Annotated in this window: 11 protein-coding genes; 6 read left to right on the forward strand and 5 right to left on the reverse strand. The window is 42.6% G+C overall.

Annotated elements, in window-relative coordinates; all coding sequences use genetic code 11:
• Positions 1 to 116: 116 nt before the first annotated feature.
• Positions 117 to 2,021 (forward strand): tetratricopeptide repeat-containing sensor histidine kinase, encoded by a 1,905-nt coding sequence (locus C4S61_RS08495; protein WP_146064366.1) that lies wholly within the window; start codon positions 117 to 119, stop codon positions 2,019 to 2,021.
• Here C4S61_RS08495 and C4S61_RS08500 read toward each other — a convergent pair.
• The 4 genes from C4S61_RS08500 to C4S61_RS08515 all read right to left on the reverse strand — a co-directional run bounded on the left by C4S61_RS08500 (position 1,971) and on the right by C4S61_RS08515 (position 7,942).
• Positions 1,971 to 2,843, reverse strand: a complete 873-nt coding sequence (locus C4S61_RS08500; protein WP_103924370.1) for an ABC transporter substrate-binding protein — start codon at positions 2,841 to 2,843, stop codon at positions 1,971 to 1,973. The genes C4S61_RS08495 and C4S61_RS08500 overlap by 51 nt on opposite strands.
• A 72-nt stretch (positions 2,844 to 2,915) precedes the next feature.
• Positions 2,916 to 4,241, reverse strand: a complete 1,326-nt coding sequence (locus C4S61_RS08505; protein WP_235009885.1) for an MFS transporter — start codon at positions 4,239 to 4,241, stop codon at positions 2,916 to 2,918.
• 37 nt (positions 4,242 to 4,278) lie between these two features.
• Complete coding sequence (locus tag C4S61_RS08510; protein ID WP_103924371.1) at positions 4,279 to 6,717, reverse strand: glycoside hydrolase family 31 protein; 2,439 nt, start codon at positions 6,715 to 6,717, stop codon at positions 4,279 to 4,281.
• Positions 6,718 to 6,913: 196 nt separating this feature from the next.
• Entirely contained in the window at positions 6,914 to 7,942 is a 1,029-nt protein-coding gene (locus C4S61_RS08515) for a LacI family DNA-binding transcriptional regulator (RefSeq protein ID WP_103924372.1), read from the reverse strand.
• A gap of 332 nt (positions 7,943 to 8,274) precedes the next feature.
• Here C4S61_RS08515 and C4S61_RS08520 point away from each other — a divergent pair, with 332 nt between their 5' ends.
• The 4 genes from C4S61_RS08520 (at position 8,275) to C4S61_RS08535 (ending at position 14,990) form a co-directional block, all read left to right on the forward strand.
• Complete coding sequence (locus tag C4S61_RS08520; RefSeq protein WP_235009887.1) at positions 8,275 to 9,315, forward strand: SusE domain-containing protein; 1,041 nt, start codon at positions 8,275 to 8,277, stop codon at positions 9,313 to 9,315.
• A 90-nt stretch (positions 9,316 to 9,405) separates the two neighbouring features.
• A complete protein-coding gene (locus C4S61_RS08525) occupies positions 9,406 to 12,204 on the forward strand; it encodes an alpha-amylase family glycosyl hydrolase (protein WP_103924373.1) in 2,799 nt (932 codons plus the stop codon).
• Positions 12,205 to 12,309: 105 nt separating this feature from the next.
• Complete coding sequence (fbaA, locus tag C4S61_RS08530; RefSeq protein WP_103924374.1) at positions 12,310 to 13,371, forward strand: class II fructose-bisphosphate aldolase; 1,062 nt, start codon at positions 12,310 to 12,312, stop codon at positions 13,369 to 13,371.
• Between the two features lie 68 nt (positions 13,372 to 13,439).
• The gene (locus tag C4S61_RS08535; protein ID WP_103924375.1) at positions 13,440 to 14,990 is read left to right on the forward strand and encodes an alpha-amylase family glycosyl hydrolase; all 1,551 of its coding nucleotides are present in this window, start codon (positions 13,440 to 13,442) and stop codon (positions 14,988 to 14,990) included.
• 50 nt (positions 14,991 to 15,040) lie between these two features.
• On the opposite strand, the gene C4S61_RS08540 is transcribed toward C4S61_RS08535, so the two are convergent.
• The gene (locus C4S61_RS08540; RefSeq protein ID WP_103924376.1) at positions 15,041 to 15,700 is read right to left on the reverse strand and encodes a hypothetical protein; all 660 of its coding nucleotides are present in this window, start codon (positions 15,698 to 15,700) and stop codon (positions 15,041 to 15,043) included.
• A gap of 500 nt (positions 15,701 to 16,200) precedes the next feature.
• Between C4S61_RS08540 and C4S61_RS08545 the strand changes: the two genes are divergently transcribed.
• Positions 16,201 to 21,612, forward strand: coding sequence for a CHAT domain-containing protein (locus C4S61_RS08545; protein WP_103924377.1), 5,412 nt, complete (start codon positions 16,201 to 16,203; stop codon positions 21,610 to 21,612).
• Positions 21,613 to 21,625 lie beyond the last annotated feature (13 nt).

Here is a 21,625-nt window from a genome sequence, read left to right on the forward strand (position 1 = left end):
TTTATTTTGCAGAGCATTTTGAATAAAAACGAATAGTGAGTCGCCCGATTTTCTACCTGATTACGCTTATTTTATTTCTTGGGCTTCCCTTGAGTGGATTTTCACAAGATTCATCCATGGATAGTCTCTATTCGCTCCTGTCTGGTAAAACCAAAGGGGATCGGGTCAATCTTCTGAATGAGATGGCCACATCGCTCCGCGAAAGCTATCAAAAGGAGGCGATGACATTTTCTTTCGAAGCGGATTCATTGGCTGAAAAATTAGGTGATTTATCAGGGCAAAGCAGAGCCTTGGAAAATATTGGTTGGATATATTATCGTCAGGGTCAATGGCAATTGTCCTTTGAATATTCAGAGAAAGCCTACAATCTGGCGGTAGAAGCCAAGGACGAGCTGCAGGCTGCCAGGTTGATGAATAATATGGGGGCTTTGTACTTCGAGCAACAAAACTACCCCATGGCTATTCAGCAATTCAAAAAAGGGTATGAGTTGGCCACCAAAGTCAATGATCTTTCCACCCAAATCCGGTCATTGAATAATGTTGCCCTCAACATGGTCCAAACCAATCAACTTGATTCTGCGATGGCTTATGCATCGCTATCCATCAAATTGAATGAAAATGCGGGTTCACCTTACCTGACATCTTTTGCAGATCGGGTTATAGGGGATGTCTATTTGGCAAAAGGAGCCTATGATTCTGCCCAGGTGATTTTTAACCGTTCTCTTCAAATAGCTCAGATTCAAGGAGTAAAATCATTTGAGGCCGGTGTTTTGCATCGATTGGGAAATGCTTACCTTAAGGACGGAAAGCTCGATCAGGCCGAGAAAATTCTTTTATACTCGATAGAACTTTGCGAAGAGAATAATTTTTTGGATGAATTATCAAAAAGTCACCGCTATTTAGCTAAGATTTATGAGGAAAATAATGACCTCCAAAAAGCATTTTTTCACCAATCCAAATTTTTGGTATTAAATGATTCACTTCTGAACAAGTCAAATCGTGACAGGCTTGGCTTATTGCAGGAGATGTTTCAGAGAAATCTGGAAGAATCTGAATTGGAACTTCTGAAGGCTCAAAATGAAAATCAGTCCTACAGGCTGCAAACTTCCCGACGATATACCATTTTCTTTGCCGTCACAGCCCTACTGATCGGTGCTCTTGGAATTCGGCTATTTTTCCTGAATAAGAACGTTTCCAAATTCAATGCTGATCTGCTGGAGCAGCAGCGCAAAATCGAGGAACAAAACCTCGAGCTGGCCAATCAATCCAATCAGCTCAAGGAAATGAATGATACCAAAAATAAACTTTTTTCGATCCTGGGTCATGATTTAAGGGGGCCAATTTCCCAAGTCAAATCGGTGATAGATTTGCTTCTGGCCGGGCATCTCAATCAGGAAGAATTCAACGAACTCCTGCTGGTCCTTAACAAGGATATCGATTCGGTAAATTTCACCCTGAACAATACCCTGCAATGGTCCATGGCTCAGATGGATGGATTTAAGGTTAACCTTTCAGTTTTTGACCTAAGAGAAGTAGTGGATAATTCGCTGAATTTACTCCAGGCTTCATTCAAAGAAAAAGAGCTTTCCATCTTCAACCAAATGGAATCCAGGGTGGAAGTCTATGCAGATCGGGATTTGATTGAAGTGGTGGTCAGAAATATCCTGAATAATGCGGTGAAATTTTCAAATTCCGAAGATGCTGTAACCATCTTTTCGGAAACGGATGGGGAATGGGCACATTGGTATGTCCTTGATCAAGGAATAGGAATGGAAGAGGCACAAATTCAGCTTTTGCTTTCAGACTCTTATTCCTTAACTAAATCCCGACCCGGAACTTACAAAGAAAAGGGTTCGGGCTTAGGATTACAGTTGGCAAAGGAATTTACCAGAAGATGCGGAGGGGAAATTTCAATCGACAGCCACCTCGGTCACGGAACCAAATTTTGTATCCGATTGCCGTTAGCAAACTCAATCTACCACCTGCAATCGGTCCGAAACGAGGAAGAGTTCAAGGGGTAATTTCTTTTGGAGCATAGCAAGATCTATCATCACCTCCATAGCTTGTAGCAACTCAGAGCGGGATACTTTTGGGGAAAAGCACCATTGAGTTTGTTCCAGCCATTTTTTCACTTCCTGTATTTCCAATTTATAAAAATCAGCCAAGACCGTAGCGCAATTTTGAGCTTTAGACAGCGATTGAGCTATTTTATACACTTCATCTCTCACCTCAAAAATCCAATTTCCAAAGTCTGTCAGAGCCTTGTCTGAAGCCACCATGACAAAGCAAGGCCAGGGGCTGGGTAGTTCACCAATTCGCCTCATGGTGCCGTTTTTAACCATCGGTGCGGTAGTATATTTTTCCCACAGGAATATCCCCTCACTTCCTCCTCGCATTGCCTCTTTAGCTCCATCCATATTTCCGACAATCTCAAAAGTCAGCTCCTCCGGTTTCCATCCTTCTCTTTTAGCCAAAACAAAGGCCATCAGATGAGATCCGGAACCCATTCTGCTGATTAAAAAATGCTTTTTATCCAATTCCGACAGCTCATCTACCGGAGATTTACTTCGAATATGAATCCCCCAATTTAGAGGTGTTTCTACATGATATCCGATCATTTTAGCCGGATTTCCAGCTTCTACATCCTTGAGAAAGCTTTCGGTCAACAGAACAGCAATATCAGCTTCATCACTTCTCAAGGCTTGATTCATTTGACCCGAACCTCTGGATTCATCAATCCACTGGATTTTTATTCCTCTTGCCAAGAATGGCTGGTTTTTTTCCAAAATCCGAAACGGATAATTGAAATGCTCAGGGACTCCGGTAATTCGTATGGTTTTCATAGAATTGAATTTTACATAAATGTAAAAAGCCAATTCCGAACGGAATTGGCCTTTGTGATGGTTTGTGGTTTTTTAGTCGTGGGTGGCTCTTCGATCGGTTACCAAAAGATTGGAAAAACCAGCCAAAATCAAAAGGGTCCCGGCCAAGAGCATCGTGTTGATCACAGCCTCACCAAAGAGGATTTTATACAGAAAATTGACGCCTCCAAGTGCTGCGATGATTTGAGGAATGACAATGAACATATTGAAAATACCCATGTAAACGCCCATTTTCTTTGGTTCAACTGAGCTGGATAGCATGGCATAAGGCATGGATAAAATACTTGCCCAGGCGATTCCTACGAGCGAAAAGCAAATATGGAGCATCCAGGGCTCTGATATGAAGTAGATAAGAATAAAGCCACTACCCCCGGCAATCAGGCTTACCATGTGGAGAAGCTTGCGGTTAATTTTGATTTTAGAAGCGACAAAGGCAAGAATCAAGGCATAGAACATGGAAACCAATCCATATGTCCCTAAATAATTCCCCACACGGTCAGCCGCATTGTTATATTCCAAAGAGGTGGTGTCTGTGGCTCCAAAAATATGTTCGGTGATAGCAGGGGTGGCGAAACTCCACATCGTAAAAAAGGCAAACCAGGAGAAAAACTGAACCACACCAAGCTGCTTCATGACTGTTGGCATTTCCGAGATGTTTCTTATGATCTCTCCAAATCCGCTGAAAAAGCCCTTTTTCAGAGATTTTTCCTTTTCAAATTCTTCCAAATCCTCTGGAGGGTATTCATCTGTGGTGAGAATTGTGTACAGGATTGAACAGAAAAGTACCAGCGCACCAATGGCAAAAGCATATTTTACCGAGTCCGGTACCACACCCTCCGCCGCCGTATTTGGCACTCCGATCTGAGTCATCATCAAAGGAAGATTGGAGGCAATCCAAGTACCAATCCCGATGATCAACGTCTGAACTACAAACCCGTAAGAACGCTGAGCATCGGGGAGCTTATCTGCCACCAATGCACGGAAAGGTTCCATCGAAATATTGATCGAAGCATCCAGGATCCAAAGCGCTCCCGCAGCCATCCACAAAGCGGAAGAATAGGGAGCGAAAAACAAGGCAATTGTGCTGAACACCGCACCGATGAAGAAAAAAGGTTTCCTTCGGCCAAATTTAGGATGCCAGGTCCTGTCACTCAAATAACCCACTATCGGCTGCACTAAAAGTCCAGTTAATGGTGCCGCAATCCAAAGGAAAGGAATAGCATCTTTGTCGGCTCCAAGAGTTTGGAATATTCTGGACATAAATCCACCCTGTAAGGCGAATCCGAACTGAATTCCAAGAAATCCAAAGCTCATGTTCCAGATTTGCCAGAAACTCAGCCGCTTTTTGTTTTGAGTCATTTTGGGAGGGAAGGTTAGGGGTATTTTGGATTTTAGTCTAGACGATTCCTTTGATCACAAAAGCCGAACTAAGATGATCCAGGTCCAGGTAGGGGAGATTATTTATTTCAAAATAAGGATGATCGTTTTCCGGCAGAGGATCAAATTCGGTCAGTTTCCCGAGGAATGCATAAGCTTCGGTTTTCAATGGATAACGTTCCTCATCAATACTTACCGAGTCTAGGGTGAACCCATGGAAATAAACTTTCAGCCTGTCGAAATTGCTTTGGTACAAACCCTCTACATTTCCAAATTCCAACGTTTCGGATTCTGGATTGTAGCTGATGGTTCGCTTCAAATATTCACCCGCCAGATACCCCAATCCCTCCCCGGCATCTTCGTAATGTAAGTATTCTGAACCCGTTTTGCCTTTATAAACGTGAATTCGCAGGATTCCATCCGTTTGTTCGGAGGCTGAGTTTACATCAGATTGTAAAGCAAACAACTGACCTCCTTTGACATAAACTGGCAAATAATTCAGCGGGCAATCCTGATAAATGACTTCCTTTCCGCTATGTTTTTTATCTGAGAAAAGGTAATACCAATCACCGGCAGGCAGGTAGACTTTCGTGATTTCTTTGGTGCTTTCCACCGGTGCAATCAAAAAGGCATCACAGAAGAGGTATTCATTTTGAAAAGCACTGAGGTAGATGTTTTCATCCAGAGGATACTGGATTGCCAGGCTTTCTGAAATTGGCAAGCCGCTAAGGCTACTTGAATAAAACTTACTGTAGATAGTAGGTAATAGTCTATATCTCAGCTTCATATAGTTTCTGCTGATTTCCTCTACTTCTTCCCCAAAAGCCCAGGGCTCCGCATCATTACTGTTGATCATGGAGTGGGCTCGATAGAAAGGGGCAAAAGCTCCGAGGCTCATCCAACGTGCAAAAAGAGACTTGCTTGCCTCAGCCGCAAAACCTCCCACATCATATCCGGCAAAGGAAACTCCGCTTAATCCCATACTGTTGACCAGTCTGATTCCTGCGAGCATGTGTTCTTCTGAGGCCACATTGTCACCGGTCCATGCAGCAGCAAAGCGCTGAATTCCTGCAAAACCTGATCGGGTAAGGACAAAGGGTCTTTTGTCTGGATTTTGAAAAAACGATCCTTCCTGAGCACTTCGGGCCATTTGCATGCCGTAGATATTGCGTGCCTTTCGATGGGAGGCTTTCTCTCCTTCATAGTCAAACTCGATCAAATTTGGCGTAAACTGTCCCCATGAGGCTGGTTCATTCATGTCTGTCCAAAACCCATCCACTCCGGCATCAGTGTAGAAAGCCATTTTCTCAGCCCACCAAGATCTTGTTTCCTCTTTTGTGAAATCAGGAAATGCACACCAGCCCGGCCAAACCTGACCTTCATAGGTTTTTCCATCCGGGTATTTTACAAAAAGTCCATTTTCAAGCCCTTCGTCGTAGGGTAAGTAACCCTGTTGCGTTTTGATGCCGGGATCCATGATCACTACGACTTTGAACCCTTTTTCCTTCAGGCGGGTAATCATGCCCTTGGGATCGGAAAATTTCTCCCCGTCAAAGGTGAATACTTTATACGCCTCCATGTGATGAATGTCCAGGTAGATGACATCAGCGGGCATCTTTTTATCCCGAAATGTCTGGGCAAGAGTGTACACCTCCGAGTCCGGATAATAGGAATATCGGCATTGCTGAAAACCTAAAGCCCATTTTGGCGGCAGTTGCATCCTCCCGGTCAGCCAAGTGTAAGCGCTGATGATTTCAGCCACTGTAGGCTGATAAATGAAGTAATAGTCCAAATCTCCATCTTCGGCACTGAAATAAACAAATCGATTGGTTGAAGCGCCGAAATTGAAAACGGATTTATGGGTATTGTCAAAATAGATCCCATAGGCTCCTTTATCATGAATACCTATGTAGAATGGAATACTCATGTAAAGCGGATCATCCCCTATGCCATATGCGAAATAGTCGGTATTCCAGTTGGTGTAGGCTCTCCCTGATCGGTCTAGATTCCCCGTTTTTTCACCCAAACCGATGAATTTTTCTTCTTTTTGAACTTGCTTGTAGGATGTTACCTCAGTTCCAATCCAAGAGGTTCCCAGCGAATCATCGGCGTTGAGCAGGTTTCCATTTAGGTCAAAAAATGAGAAGGTAAACTTATCCAAATCCACCTTCAATCGAATCAATGAGGTAGTCAGGTAAAGTTTATTGTCACCCTCTTCAAGGTTAAAATTAACTTTATCGGGCTCGGAGATGACTGAATAGGGATTAGATTCAAATGAATCATATCTACTTGCCTGGATTCTGATAATGCCTCCCTGATAAACCGATATTCTAAATCGACCAACCTCACTTTTTCCTTCAAGACCAATCTCTGTTTGCTTCCATTCTTGGATGCTTCCAAAACCCAAGTGTTGGGAAGAATTGCGAGAAGGATAAGAAATAGCGCTTTTACTAGTCATGGATGCAGGAAATCAAAATTTATAAATGAATTGCGCTAAAATAACCAGGAAACCGAATATAAAAACCGGGCATGAAGGGCTTTGTTATCCGTATTTTGAAACACAAAACTTCCAAAACCTATTGGAAATAAAAATTAGGGCTATTCAATCGTTTGCACTTCCAGTGTCTTAAAATCCAAGATTTCCGCTTTTTTTTTTATCTGACTGAAGATTTCCTGATGAGCAATTCTGTTTCAAGGACTACAGAATTCCCTGTTTCGTGGAGTTGAATCTTTTTTTCGATGAGATCCAAAAGAATTTCAGTTGCTTTTGCACCGATATTAAAACCGGGTTGGGAGACAGACGATAGAGAGGGATCTATCATGGAGCAAAACTGCCAATTGCTAAATCCTACGATTCCTACATCTTCAGGAACACGCAGTCCGGCAGCCTTACAGGCCAACATAGCCCCAACAGCTGCCATATCATTATTGGCAAAAAAAGCATCGGGTTTTATGGGGAAGGTTTGAAGGATTTCATTGACGATTTTTTGACTTTCGTCATCGGTTCCCCGATTACATTCTATAACAAATGAAGGATCTGGTGTAAATCCGTGGTCCAAAAGTGCATCCTGGTAACCTCTCAATCTTTCCTTGGATATTTTTAGATTATTAGGACCGGATAAGTGAACAATCTTCCGATACCCTTGGTGAAGAAGGTGCTTGGTAGCTTCATAGGCACCACTGTAGTCGTTGACTGTAACGGTGATTGCGTTGGAAATATCGGGAACCCGATCAAAAAACACGATCGGAAAGCCCTTGTCCAACAGACTGCTGAAATGATCAAACTCCGTGGTTTCCTTTGAAAAGCTCACCAACACCCCATCTATCTGATTGGAAAGCATGGTGTCGATGCTGGATTTCTCCCGAACCAATTTTTCATTAGTCTGTGTGAGAATGACCTTATATCCTCTGGCAAAAGCTACCTCTTCAATCCCGCTGATTACTGTGGAAAAAAAGAAATGAACCACTTCCGGTATGATGACTCCAATCGTGTAAGATCTGCCTTTTTGAAGTGACAGAGCAATGGCATTGGGTCGATAGTTCATCTTATCAGCTAATTCACGCACTTTTCGTTTTGTTTCATCGCTGATTCCGGGGTAATCCTTTAGCGCTCTGGAAACAGTAGAGGAGGAGACGTTGAGTTCCCTTGCGATATCTTTGATTGTGACTTGGATGATCTTCATAGAATTATACTATTCCCAGAATTTATTTCAGGTTGGCTAAAATACCCTGAATTGAGTTAGCGCAATCGATTTTCGAATAATTTCTAAAATACCAAAAAAAGAAATTATTGCAACTGAAAAAAAGTTTGGTTGTGCAAACGTCACCGCAAACGTGTGCATAAAATTATTCCCATTAATGAAAGATCAGCCTATTGGAAATGGACAAATACTGCTTTATGTTTTCAAAAATTGCTGGGAAAAAGTCTTGAAAAATAAAAATATAGTAAGACTTAGCGAACAAAAAATTTCATTAATCCAAGATATAACTTAATTCAAATTTAAACTCAAAATCTATGAAAGTAATTCAACGAATCGCTTGGGCAGTTGTGCTGATCCCAATGTTTTGGGGGTGTGACACTTATGAGATGCCTCCTATTGTTCCCCAGACCGCATCTTCACTTTCCAGTCCTGCTTCAGGAACTTCAATTGTCCTTCAAAAAGACGGTGCTGCGGAGTCTGATCTTGAATTCACAGTGACAGCTGCTGATTTCGGAACCTCCGGTGTGGTTAAATATAGCCTCCAAATGGATGTCCCAGGTTCAAACTTTTCAGAACCGGTCAATTTGGGAGCTGAGACTGAATCCAATATTATAGCTGTAAATGTGGAAGAACTTAATGATGCCCTTTTAGCTAAAGGACTTCCGTTTGAGGTTCCTTCTGATGTGGAATTCAGAGTTCGGGCAACTATCAATCAAAACCTTTCTCCAATTGTAGGTGAGCCAACCACACTTTCAATCACGCCTTATGACGCCACGGTTGCTTTCCCGGTGATGTATGTTCCTGGAGATTACCAAGGCTGGAATCCGGAAAATGAAATGACAGTGCTGTATTCTGAAAATTTCGATAACAAATTCAAAGGGTTTGTGCATATCATTGGAGGATCCAGAGAATTCAAATTGACCGAAGGTCCAAATTGGGATGTAAACTACGGTGATGACGGAGCTAACAATACCCTGGACCTTAATGGAGAAAATATTAAAGTTGCAGAAGATGGGACCTACGAGCTCAATGTGGATCTTGCTGCCAAAACTTACACCATCAGTACTGCCAAGAGATGGGGAATAGTAGGAAGCGCAACAGCAGGAGGATGGGATTCCGATACAGTTTTGGATACATTCGATCGGGAGACAAATTCACTTAAAATCACCACAGATCTTGCTGCTGGTGAAATGAAGTTCAGAGCAAATAATAACTGGGACTTCAACTACGGCGGAAGCAACGGTGAACTTACAGCCGGAGGCGATAATATCACAATAGCAGAAGCGGGTAATTATACCATTACTTTCTATCTCGGCCCTGCTGGCCTAGCCAGTTACACGCTTGTGAAAAACTAAATCTGCGGCCAAAGTCTGATTTTCAGTGTAAATTATCTACCGGCTTTTTGGGTTTGTCCGAAAAGCCGGTTATTCATTCTCAACAAATCAATGAAGAATTTCAAAATTGGTGTTTTTCTCCTTTTCACTTTTTGTTTTGGGCTGAAAGGTTTCTCTCAGGTTACTACCGAGCCTGCCGTGCCCAGCGCTTCGGCAAGTGTAAAAATCATCTATGATGCTTCCAAAGGCACCACAGGACTGAAGGATTGTAATTGTGACATCTACATTCACATTGGCGCAGTCACGGGTGGAGCGGCTTCTACTACCTGGACGATAGTTCCATTCGAATGGGGTACCTCCAATCCAGCTGCGAAAATGACCAAAGTCGATGGTCAACCTAATATTTACACATACGAACTTATTCCCAATGAATTTTTTGCAAACCCCAATAACCTGACCATTTACCGCCTGGGAATGGTTTTTAGAAATACAGATGGAACCAAAGAAGGCAAAACGGCTTCAAATACAGACTTTTTCGTTGACTTAGCCCAAGGGTTTGATATTTCATTTGTTTCCCCTCAGGCTGCAGCTTCAGTTTCACTTGAGCTAGGAGAGAGCTATGATTTCAAAGCTGCGGCAACAGAAGCAGCTGACCTTAGCTTTGAACTGGAGGGCGTAAAAGTGGCTGAGGCCCTTAATTCCGAAGAAATTATTTTCAAGTTTACGGCTTCAGAAGCAGGGAATTTTGATTTGGTAGCCAAAGCTAAAAAGGGAGATCAAGAAGATTCCCAGACAGTAAATATTTTTGTTTTTGCTCCTTCAGAGACCGCTTCGCTACCTGCTGGAGCGAGGCTTGGGATCAATTACCTATCTGATACGGAAGTTATTTTGGCACTTCAAGCGCCAGGAAAAAGCATTGCCCATGTAATTGGAGAATTCAATGACTGGCAAGTTTCACCGGAGTACCAAATGAAGCGCAGCCCGGATGGAGAGATTTTCTGGTTGAAAATATCCAACCTCGTCCCAAAGCAGGAATACATTTTCCAATACCTGGTCGATGCAACCATCCGAATCGGTGATCCCTATGCCGAGAAAACTTCAGACCCATTCAATGATCAGGAGATTATCGATCAGAATCGCTATCCCGGGCTGAAACCTTATCCTTCGGGAAAAACAGAATTTCAGGCCACTTACCTTCAGACATCCCAAGATCCTTATCCTTGGAAAAACCTTTCGTACGAGAAGCCTCAGCCTGAGGAGTTGGTGGTTTATGAGCTTTTGGTACGTGATTTTGATGAAAAAAGAACCTACAATGCTGTAATCGATCGCCTGGATTACCTCAAAGAATTGGGGATTAACGCGATTGAACTGATGCCAATAGGTGAATTCGAAGGAAACCTTTCATGGGGGTACAATCCTTCCTTTTTCTTCGCTCCGGATAAATACTACGGCACCAAAAATGACCTGAAACGCCTGATCGATGAGGCTCATGGTAAAGGAATCATGATCCTATTGGACATGGTGCTCAATCATGCTTTTGGTCAAAACCCAATGGTCAGACTTTATAATGACGGTGACTACGGGGCCCCAACGGAGGATAATCCTTGGTTTAATCGCGTGGCAAAGCACCCTTTCAATGTGGGCTACGATTTCAATCACGAAAGTAAATACACCCAGGCTTTTGTCGACTCGGTCAATAATTATTGGCTGACAGAATATAAAGTGGACGGGTTTCGATTTGATCTTTCCAAAGGCTTTACCCAAGTCAATACCGGAGACAATGTCAGTCTTTGGTCACAATACGATCCTTCTCGAATCAAAATCTGGAAACATATCTACGACCGGATCAAAGCCAATCATCCGGATGCTTATGTGATTTTGGAGCACCTGTCTGCCAATGACGAGGAAAAAGAATTGGCTGACTATGGAATGATGTTTTGGGGAAATATCAATTTTGACTTTCGTGAGATGGCAAAAGGTCAAAATAAGAACTTTGACTACGCTTACTATAAGAACCGAGGATGGAATAAAAGTAACCTGATCGCCTATCAGGAATCCCATGATGAAGAGCGGGTGATGTGGGAAACCTTGAATTTTGGCGCTACTTCACCGCTGAACCTGAGAAATCTGGAGAATGCCGTCAATCGAAATCAGCTACTCACCGCATTCTATTTTGGTATTCCCGGACCAAAAATGATCTGGCAGTTTGGGGAATTTGGCTATGACCAAGAACTCAATAACGATCGACTTGGAATCAAACCTACCCAATGGGAATATCTGAATGATCCCGAGCGGGAACGCCTCTTCAGGCTTTATCAGGAAATGATCAAGCTGAAAAGCGAGCATAAGGCATTCAATTCACCTGAAAAAACCACATTGAATCTCAGTGCCGGAATCAAATCTATCCTATTGGAACATCCCGATATGGACGTGGTGATGCATGGGAATTTCGGTTTGAGTACTGCAGGCAATGCCTCTGTTAGTTTTCCAAGGTCAGGAAAATGGTACAATTATTTTACCGGGGAAGAATTAACTCTTGCTGGGACCACGTTGACGATGAATTTCCGTCCCAGTGAATTTGTCCTCTACACGAGTGAAAAGCTCCCGACACCTGATCAGGATATTTTGCAGGAAGATTTTGTGACTTCCATCCCGGAACTTGTACCAGAGGGAGGTTTTAATGTTTATCCCGTCCCCGCTTCATCAAAATTGACCATTGAGCTACCCCAGGACATGATTCAGTCAAATTATCGGGTGATTGATATGGCAGGCAGGGTTGTTTTCGATGGGCAAACAGGCCGAGGTGAACAGATTTTAGAGCTTGATTTAAGCGGAATTCAGGCGGGTATTTATATCTTTGAGTCATTCAATACGAAACGAGTGCTTCACAAGCGCTTCATTAAAGAATAACCAAACCTAATTCAGATTATGAAATGCCCAAAAGAAATGCTTCTCGATTAGTGAGAAATTTTTTAGGGCATTCCATGTGAACAACAAAAAACAAATTACAAACACATGAAATTTAAACCTGGAGTAAAATACGGCAACGAACTTCGCGACATGTATGCTTACGCAAAAGAAAATGAATTTGCGATGCCGGCAGTCAATGTGATCGGTACCAATTCAGTGAATGCTGTGCTGGAAACAGCCAAAAAAGTGAATTCACCGGTCATTATCCAATTTTCAAACGGTGGAGCTCAGTTTTTTGCAGGAAAAGGCCTGGCAAACGACAAGCAGCAAGCCAGTATTGCGGGTGCCGTCTCAGGAGCTCATCACGTTCAACAAATGGCAGAAGTTTATGGAGTACCGGTGATTTTGCACACAGACCATGCAGCATTAAAATTGTTGCCTTGGATCGACGGGTTGCTTGAAGCTGGGAAAGCGTATCATGCAGCCTATAAGAGACCACTTTACAGTTCCCACATGTTGGATCTATCGGAAGAGCCCCTTCACGAAAACGTAGAAATCTCCTGCAAATACTTCAGAGAATTCGCTAAGCTGGACATGGCCATTGAAATCGAATTGGGAGTGACCGGTGGAGAAGAAGACGGTATTGACAATTCCGATGTAGATTCTTCCAAACTATATACCCAGCCTGAAGAAGTTGCTTATGCCTATGAGCATCTGAAAGAAATTGGTGATTTGTTTACCGTTGCAGCAGCTTTTGGCAATGTGCATGGTGTTTACAAGCCAGGAAATGTGAGCTTGAAGCCGATCATTCTGAAAAACTCCCAGGATTTTATCAATAAGAAATATGGAACTACAGGCAAGCCGTTGAACTTCGTGTTCCATGGGGGTTCAGGTTCTTCAGTGGAGGAAATTCGCGAAGCAAACAGCTATGGTTCGATCAAGATGAATATCGATACAGACATGCAGTGGGCAATGTGGGAAGGTGTTTTGAATTTCTACAAGAAAAATGAAGGTTATCTGCAGACTCAATTGGGAAATCCTGAAGGACCTGATGTTCCAAACAAGAAATATTACGATCCCCGCAACTGGTTGAGAAAAGGTGAAGAGAACTTTGTGAAGCGTCTCGAGCTTGCTTTTGACATGCTGAATGCCGCGGGAAGAAACTAACTTACTTTCCAATCCCTAATTGAAAAAGTCACTTGAAGAGGTGACTTTTTCTTTTCAATGAGTTATTTATGAAAAAGACCCTGTTAGCAGCCTCTCTTTTGTCACTTACAATAATCTCCTCCTGCGAAAAAAAGGAACTTCCTGAGGTTAAAAACTACTGGCCTGAGGCGGGTGTGACCTATGAGATTTTTGTCCAATCTTTCTATGATTCCAATGGTGACAGCATTGGGGATTTCAATGGAGTCACTCAAAAGCTCGACTATGTGAAGGAATTGGGTGCTAATGCCATCTGGTTTATGCCAATCATGCCTTCACCTACTTATCACAAGTATGATGTGACTGATTACAAGGCGGTGCATCCGGACTATGGCACCATGGATGACTTCAGAAAGCTCCTTGATGAGGCCCATAAGCGGGATATCAAGATCGTCATCGACATGATCATCAATCACACCAGTAACGAGCATCCCTGGTTTTTGGAAGCCAAATCAGGTCGGGATAATCCGTATCGGGATTATTACGTCTGGGCACAAAAAGATACCATAGCCGACTTTCTGAACAAGAAGACAATCACACTGGACTCAGACAATATCCGGCAGTGGCATGACCCCGGACAGGGAGAGGATTATTACTATGGATTTTTCTGGGGAGGAATGCCTGATTTGAATTTTGACAATCCGAAAGTGCGGGAAGAAATCTATGAAATAGGACGCTTCTGGCTGGAAGATATCGGTGTTGATGGATTTCGCCTGGATGCTGCCAAGCATATTTTTCCGGATGACCGACCGCTGGACAACCATGCTTTTTGGAAGGAGTTTCGTGCAAAGATGGAAGCTATCAAGCCGGATGTTTACCTGGTAGGGGAGGTTTATGATAAAAAAGAAATTGTCGCGCCCTACCTGCCGGGATTGCCTGCACTTTTCAATTTTGATTTCCACTATACCTTGCTGGAAACCGTGAATAAGGAGGATGGGATGCTGTTGGCTAAAAAACAAAAGGAGGTTTTGGACTATTATCAGGCAATCACACCAAGTTTTATCGATGCGACCTTTTCATCCAATCACGATCAGCCGCGGATCCTGAATGAGCTGGGATCTGATCCTGCTAAATACAAACAGGCCACAGCAATCCTATTGACCATGCCCGGAGCGCCTTATTTGTATTATGGAGAGGAAATCGGAATGCTGGGTCTGAAGCCGGACGAGCACATTCGAGAGCCGTTTCTTTGGGACCAAAAATCAAAAGACACCGGGCGGGCTCAATGGATTAAATCAAAATACTCCAAAGACTCGACAGTGACTCCTTTGGCTCAGCAGCGCATGGATCAAAACAGCTATTTCCACCATTACAAAACTTTAATTCAGCTCAGAAATTCTTATCCGGCATTGGCAATCGGCAAGCTGGAATTACCGGAAACTGCACTTCCAAAAACCGTGATGGCCTACCTAAGAAAATCCGATGATCAGGAAGTCTTCGTGATACATAATGTTGGAAAGGCGACAGTGGAAGTTGAGATTCCTGAAGGATTCGAAGCGGCAATTTTCAGCCTGGGAGAAGGGGAGCGAAGTGCTGGAAAATTGAAGCTTTCGGGAAATTCAAGTCGGGTGTTTTTAAAATAAGAAGTAGAAAAAAGCTCATAGGGGCCCAAAAATTAATTTTGGGCCCTTTTTTATTCATTTTTACCAAGTTTTCGGGAAATACCCAATCCAAAATTGTAGAATTTTCCTTCATAGCCCATTTCGAAAGTTACTCCTCCTTCGGGTCTTAAAATCCAACTTTCCCCGAGATTTATTGCCAATCCTAAGGGAATACCCAATAGCCCGTCCTCAAAATTGTTCCCTTTTTCCAGAGAAAAAGCATAATTGGGATTAATATTCAGTAAAACTTTTTCTCCAAGACTTATCGAAAAAAGAAAAGCAGGATTGGCCAGCCAACTGTTCCCATTTCCCTCAGAAAATGCAAATCCCACAGGAAGGTAAATGGCAAATAAGCCACTTTCTTCTGAAAATTTAGGGCCGGCCATTAGCGTGTTTAACCCTAAATCCATCCCTTCGGAGAAATATCCCAAACGATCATATTTGACCCTGATTTCTGTAAGGTCGGTAATTCCAAAACCTGCCATAAATCCGAGATTGTCAAAAACCTTTTCTGAAAATTCCTCACTGGAGTACCCAATATTGGAATAATGAAGTGTGAATTCTCCATTTCCTTTTCCTACAGATTTAGCGCTCTGAAATAAGGAAGAATACTGAGCAAAAGCCTCATTTGTAACTGTCAGAAACACTGAAACAAAAAAGCTTGCAATCAATACGTTGAATGATTTTTTCATGGTTGTTTTGTCAGAGATTATTGTGCTGACCCCGCACAGTTAAGTTTGATTTTTTTTAGATTGGAAAAGAAGGAATGAGGTCTGCTGATTTGGGCTTTCCCTTGATGATATTAAAAAGATCAGCCGGGTTGGACTTTAAAGGAATGATAATAAAAAATTGATTTTTAGCTGTTTAAGCGAAAAATCCGGTTTGGTTACTTCACTTTTCTGGAATTTTGCAAAAATTTCCCGGAGAGGCAGATGGAAATCGGTAAAACCCAAAAATGAAGTTCCTAGGAATGGCAGAACCCCTCTGTCAAAGTTTTATAGTTTGGTGTTAATGAATATTTAGTATTAAATTTCCCGGTTTTGTTTTTTGCTTTCTTTTGAATAAAGTTTAGATTTAATTGATTGTAAATCTTTGGCTTAGCCGGCAATTTATTGAGGTGTTCGATTTTTAAAGTGCCTTGGCAATTGCAGGTCTTTTTTATAAAAATGGATTTTTAAAAACCCAACACACCATGTCAACATTCAAAATCAAATTGAGGGGACAGGAGCTTCCCAAAGAAATCGCCCAACTTGAATATCAAGCCTTAGATTATTTTGCCGTTCGCAAATCCTTTACGGTGGTAAATTCGACCAGAAGTGATGTGCCAGAGCAAGTGTTGGAACTTGCCGAAGGTGAGATTTTAGAACTTGATTTTGAGGATAATACATTTTGGTTGGGGGATGCGGATTCCATCAGGCAGATTTTTGCAAAAGACCTCAAACGAAGTGGGGGAGGCGAGGAGGTTTATCTTTCAGAAATAGAGACGGATGAGCAGGATCGCGGCTTAATCCAGAAAGTAGCTATTAAGGGGGCTAAAGTTTTCATAAAAAACAAGGTCATCCGGCCCGGCATACGGAATCTTGCCACCAAATCAGAAAATGCTGCACTTAAGTATGCCGGGAAGGGATTTGATTCCGTCGGTGCTGCTACGGTGCTTTCGGTTTCCAAAGATTTTGATTTGGCGGATGCTGATTTTTCAAAATGGGATAAGTCGAAGAAAAGTCTTTTGCTTATCCATGGAACAGGATCATCTTCTTTGGGATCTTTTGGCGAGATGAAAGGAACGCCGGAATGGGAAAAATTGGTCGAGTTTTACGGAGAGACCAATCTTTTTGCCTTACAGCATCGCACGCTTACGTGTAGTCCACTCCAGAATGTGTTGGATGCTTTTCAGGCCTTACCAAAGGGAATCGAGCTGGATCTGATCACTCATTCGAGGGGTGGTTTAGTGGCTGACTTGCTCGCCAGATTTGCTGCTCATCCAGATGGATTTGGACCTGAAGAGCTGGATGTACTGAGAGAAAATGACCGTGAGTCTGACTTAAAGATGATCGAAGCGATCGCCAAAGTCGCCAAAACCAAATCCATAACAATCGATCGGGTAGTCAGGGTGGCTTGCCCGGCCAACGGCACTACGCTAGCCTCCAAGCGGATGGATATGTTCCTAAATGTGATGATCAATTTGTTGGGAGGAGCCATTGGAGGACTTACCAACCCTGTTTTCCTAACATTGAAGGAATTGGCATTGGCATCGATCGAAACAAAAGACGACGTTGGAGTACTGCCGGGAATCGAGTCAATGAATCCTGATTCGCCGTTTATTCGAGTACTTAATTTTCAGGGCACGGAAAAGAAAATCAGGTCCCAGCTCATCGTAATTGCAGGAAGTAGTGAGCTGAGCCTGACTTTCAAGAGTTTAGTAGTCCTAGTCGGGAAGTTCTTTTTCCGTGGGAAAAATGATCTCGTAGTGGATACTGCAAGTATGGAGTTTGGAGCCCTCCGGGAAAAGGGAAATGTCTACCTCTACTTGGAAGAGACGGGTAAGATTGATCACATTACGTATTTCAAAACCCCTAAAATCCGGAAGACCATACAAACCGGTCTGCTGGGTAAGTTAGATGAGTTTTCAGGGAAGAAGCGAACCGATGGGATCACTTTTGTTCGGGGAGGAATAGTCCTCGAGGGAGGCACTTATAATGGTTCCGAAGTAATCAGTGGCAAAAGGCCTATTTTGATCCTATTGCCCGGAATCATGGGGTCGAACCTAAGAGATGAAAAAGGAGGTAAGGAGAAACTACTGTGGATCAATTATATCAGGTTCTTAAGGGGGGATTTGAAGAACCTTAGGCCCTCCGAAAATGATGGGATTGATCCGGATTCGCTGATTAAAACCTCCTATAAAAACCTAGGCGATCACTTGAGTAGAAACTATGATATAGTGGCGTTTCCTTTTGATTGGCGACTCAGTATGAAAGGAAATGCTGCCCTGCTCAATCAAAAAATAAAGGAACTCCTTCCCTTAAATCAACCCATTAAAATGGTCGGACACAGTATGGGAGGTGTTTTGACCCGGGATTTTATGCTTTATCATCCTGAGACCTACCATGAACTGAATGCCCGACCGGGTTTCAAAATCCTTTTTCTTGGTTCCCCTCTTGGAGGTTCCTACAGGATTCCCTATGTGCTTTTTGGAAAGGATGGAATCATCAAACTTTTGTCAAAAATCGATATCAAAAATTCATCCAAGGACCTCCTGAGGATTTTTGTGAATTTTCCGGGAATCCTGGCTTTACTTCCTATCAATAAGTCGGGTAAACATGATTTTTCGGATCGTAACTTTTGGGAAAAATTGCGAAAGGCATCCGGTGATGATTCTTGGCCAATTCCAAATGAGACGGACCTGAGGGAATTTGGAGAATATCAGAAAATGATCCTGGAGAAAGAGAAGTTCATCAATTATGATACTATTTTTTACATCGCCGGCCAAAGTAGAAAGAAGAAATTCACGGTTTCGGACTTGGAGATAAAGGATGAAAAGCTGGTTTTCCATGCCACAAATCAGGGAGATGAAAGCGTGACTTGGGCAAGTGGAATTCCCAAAGGAATCATCGATCTGAATCACTTTTATTATGCAAATGTCACTCATGGAGGATTGTCCACCGAAAAGAAGATTTTTGGTGCAATTGAGGATATTTTGAATCAGGGTAAAACGGGCAGACTGCAAAATACGCTGCCGATGGTGAGAGGGAGCGAGAAAGATTTTGTGCCCAAAGAAGAGGAGATTTTTGACCTGAGTGAAGCCAACACGATCAACACTTTGCTTGGAATCGGTGAAAACGATGAAGCGATTGAACATGAAGCACCGATCCAGGTGAAAGTCTGTCATGGAGATTTGGTTCATGCAGAGTTCCCTGTTTTGGCCGGCCATTTTCATTTTGATGCAATTTTGACCACCGAAAAAGTAATCGATCGGAAGTTGGATGGTGAATTGACGAGACTTTTAAACTTAGGTCTTTATCCTGGACCTATCGGAACCCACCAAATTGTGCTTTCCAAGGATGTATCCAATGTAGACAAGGATTTCAAGGGCACCGTAGTAGTGGGAATGGGCGTGCCTGGAGAACTCACCCCTTTTCAGTTGATGACTACGGTCTCACGAGGTATTTGCAGGTATTTGACCATCAGAAATGTAAGGGAGGAAATAAATGAACCTGTAATTGAAGGAGACAAAAGGAAAAATGAACCAAGTCAGGCGACATCGGTGAATAGAGAGATTTTGGGTATTTCAGTGATTGCTTTGGCAAATTCCTATGGGGGTTTTTCCAATGAGAGTTCCATTCGGTCCATCATTCTTGGGATACAGGATGCAAACCGAAAAATCAGGGAGACTTACAAAGGAAAGGTTCAGGTAATAGAAGAAATAGAAATAATCGAACTCTATCATGATCGTGCGCTAGGTATCCTCCGTACGGTGAAAAACCTCGAACAAGATGAAAGCAGGGAGTTCAATATCAGTGTCCCGAGCCTTTCACTGAACAAAAAAGTGGGAAGGCTTTCCAGGATACCATCTGACAATACTTCAGATTGGTGGACTAGGATCAAGGTAACGGAGGGAAAAGAAAATTCCGAAAATAAAACCCAGTCCAGGAAAATAGTAATGGCAATTGCCACCAATGGAGCAAAAGAGAACGAATTGCCCTTATTGGCTAATGTGAAAAATATCGAATCACTCCTGGAGCAAATGACTCATAAAAACCAATATGAGCCGGAAATTGCAAAAACGATGTTTGAGCTTTTGATTCCCTATGGATTCAAAGAAGATCTGAAGCGACAAAATAACATTACATGGGTTGTGGATAAGCGTACGGCCAATTTTCCATGGGAAATGTTGCAAGAGGACTTAAATGGAATGCCCCTTTGCATCCATTCCGGAATGGTCCGCCAATTGGCTACTGATGATTTTAGAAGTAATGTCAGCAATGTATTGGAAAGGAAAGCTTTGGTGGTGGGAGATCCTGAGCTGAAAGGTTTTATGCCCCAACTTGTCGGGGCGGAAAAGGAGGCGGTTTTGGTGACTGAGTTATTGAAAAACCAGGGCTTTGAAACTCAAAGTTTGATCAAAAGTTCTGCTCCTGATATTATCCTGAAGCTTTTCACGCAGAATTACAAAATCATTCACCTGGCCGGTCATGGGGTTTTCAGTACAGATCAGAGCAAAGAAACCGGTATGGTAATAGGAAATGGTAATTTTTTGACAACCAGTGACATCGAGCAAATGAGTAAAGTGCCGGAGTTCGTCTTTGTCAATTGCTGCTACCTTGGGCAAATCAACAGTGATGCGGAGGAAGAAAATCAAAACCGAAATAAGCTTGCTGCAAATATTGGAACTCAGTTGATTAAAATCGGTGTAAAGGCAGTCATTGTAGCCGGCTGGGCAATTGATGATGCCGCTGCGTCGGATTTCTGTGAGGAGTTTTATTCTTGTTTACTGGGTGGTGTTGCATTTGGAGAAGCAACAAAATCGGCGCGAAAATTTGTTTTTGAACGGCATAAAAAGAGGACAAATACCTGGGGGGCCTATCAATGCTACGGTGATCCTTTTTACAAATTGGATGGGCTTAGCTCCGGACCCAATTCTTTTCAGAAATTTTACCTTCAAGAGGAGGTTGAATTGGAGCTTTTCAACATGGTTTATTCTTTGGAGTCCAAATCTTTGAAAAATGAGGATGCAATAAAAAAGTTAACCATTCTGGAAGAAGCAATCAAACAATCCAATTTTTCAGGAGAGAAAATCACCGAGTATCTGGCGGATGTTTACAGTAAGCTCGGGGATTATAAAACAGCGTTAGTTCACTATGAAAAGTTGACCAAGATTGAAAAGGCCGGATTCTCACTCAGAGCTTTGGAACAATATTGCAATGTCACCTGCAAATACTGGGTGGAAGAATACACCATAAATCAAAAGAAAAAGGTGGAAGCAATAGCCGGAATTCAGGACGCAATATTACGGTTGAACAGCCTCCTTGCTCTTGGGGAAACGGCAGAGCGGTATAGCCTCCTGGGAAGCGCTTACAAGCGAAAACTGATGGTATTGGAAACCGACAAGCAGGCTTTTGTCCAAGCATTGGTGGAATCTGGCAGGGCGTATTTTAAAGCTTCCGAAAAGTCGGGATTCAAATCAGCATATCCCATCAATAATGCGGTCCAGCTGGCTAAGGTATATGAGTTGATTACAGACGAAGGTTTTCCATTTGACGGAAAGACCAAGCTTAAATTCAGTTTAATTATTAATGACTTAGAGAACCTGATTCAAGCTAAGCCCAAGGAGAAAAAGGAATATTGGGATCTCGTAACCGACTCAAACCTGTTACTTTCCAGGATTTTGATCGGTAAAAAGCCGACGAAAGAAAACTGGCAGGAATTAACCGATTCCTATCAGGAAGTATGGAAAAAGGCTGGAAGCACTTCAGACAAAAAATCGGAATTAGAGCATCTGGACACCTTAATCAAAGGATTGGAATACTCAAAAACCGAAGAATTAAATACTTTGAGAGAAAGGCTGGAAAAGCTTAAAAGCGAACTTGCTGGAAAAAAAGAAAGCTAACTGTCATCAGCAT

Source organism: Algoriphagus boritolerans DSM 17298 = JCM 18970, assembly GCF_900108085.1.
In the GTDB taxonomy this organism is placed as follows: Bacteria; Bacteroidota; Bacteroidia; order Cytophagales; family Cyclobacteriaceae; genus Algoriphagus; species Algoriphagus boritolerans.

Excerpts from the sequence above, each read along its gene's own strand:
- C4S61_RS08540 (WP_103924376.1), bottom strand. The coding sequence starts at position 15,700 with ATGAAAAAATCATTCAACGTATTGATTGCAAGCTTTTTTGTTTCAGTG.
- C4S61_RS08535 (WP_103924375.1), top strand. The coding sequence starts at position 13,440 with ATGAAAAAGACCCTGTTAGCAGCCTCTCTTTTGTCACTTACAATAATC.
- C4S61_RS08520 (WP_235009887.1), top strand. The coding sequence starts at position 8,275 with ATGAAAGTAATTCAACGAATCGCTTGGGCAGTTGTGCTGATCCCAATG.
- C4S61_RS08510 (WP_103924371.1), bottom strand. The coding sequence starts at position 6,717 with ATGACTAGTAAAAGCGCTATTTCTTATCCTTCTCGCAATTCTTCCCAA.
- C4S61_RS08525 (WP_103924373.1), top strand. The coding sequence starts at position 9,406 with ATGAAGAATTTCAAAATTGGTGTTTTTCTCCTTTTCACTTTTTGTTTT.
- fbaA (WP_103924374.1), top strand. The coding sequence starts at position 12,310 with ATGAAATTTAAACCTGGAGTAAAATACGGCAACGAACTTCGCGACATG.
- C4S61_RS08515 (WP_103924372.1), bottom strand. The coding sequence starts at position 7,942 with ATGAAGATCATCCAAGTCACAATCAAAGATATCGCAAGGGAACTCAAC.
- C4S61_RS08500 (WP_103924370.1), bottom strand. The coding sequence starts at position 2,843 with ATGAAAACCATACGAATTACCGGAGTCCCTGAGCATTTCAATTATCCG.
- C4S61_RS08545 (WP_103924377.1), top strand. The coding sequence starts at position 16,201 with ATGTCAACATTCAAAATCAAATTGAGGGGACAGGAGCTTCCCAAAGAA.
- C4S61_RS08495 (WP_146064366.1), top strand. The coding sequence starts at position 117 with ATGGATAGTCTCTATTCGCTCCTGTCTGGTAAAACCAAAGGGGATCGG.
- C4S61_RS08505 (WP_235009885.1), bottom strand. The coding sequence starts at position 4,241 with ATGACTCAAAACAAAAAGCGGCTGAGTTTCTGGCAAATCTGGAACATG.